Here is a 447-nt window from a genome sequence, read left to right as displayed (position 1 = left end):
CCTACGGGTGGCAGCAGTGGGGAATATTGCACAATGGGCGCAAGCCTGATGCAGCGACGCCGCGTGCGGGATGACGGCCTTCGGGTTGTAAACCGCTTTTGATCGGGAGCAAGCCTTCGGGTGAGTGTACCTTTCGAATAAGCACCGGCTAACTACGTGCCAGCAGCCGCGGTAATACGTAGGGTGCAAGCGTTATCCGGAATTATTGGGCGTAAAGGGCTCGTAGGCGGTTCGTCGCGTCCGGTGTGAAAGTCCATCGCTTAACGGTGGATCTGCGCCGGGTACGGGCGGGCTGGAGTGCGGTAGGGGAGACTGGAATTCCCGGTGTAACGGTGGAATGTGTAGATATCGGGAAGAACACCAATGGCGAAGGCAGGTCTCTGGGCCGTTACTGACGCTGAGGAGCGAAAGCGTGGGGAGCGAACAGGATTAGATACCCGTGTAGTC

1 rRNA gene is annotated in these 447 nt (G+C 58.4%); it reads left to right on the top strand.

Annotated features, from left to right (window positions below):
* Nucleotides 1–447, top strand: a 16S ribosomal RNA gene (locus KGF48_RS19950); the annotation flags it as partial.

The sequence above is a fragment of the Clostridioides sp. ZZV15-6388 genome (genome assembly GCF_020657755.1).
In the GTDB taxonomy this organism is placed as follows: Bacteria; Bacillota; Clostridia; order Peptostreptococcales; family Peptostreptococcaceae; genus Clostridioides.
Note: the sequence above shows the minus strand (reverse complement) of the source record. Positions and strands in the feature narration are given on the sequence as shown.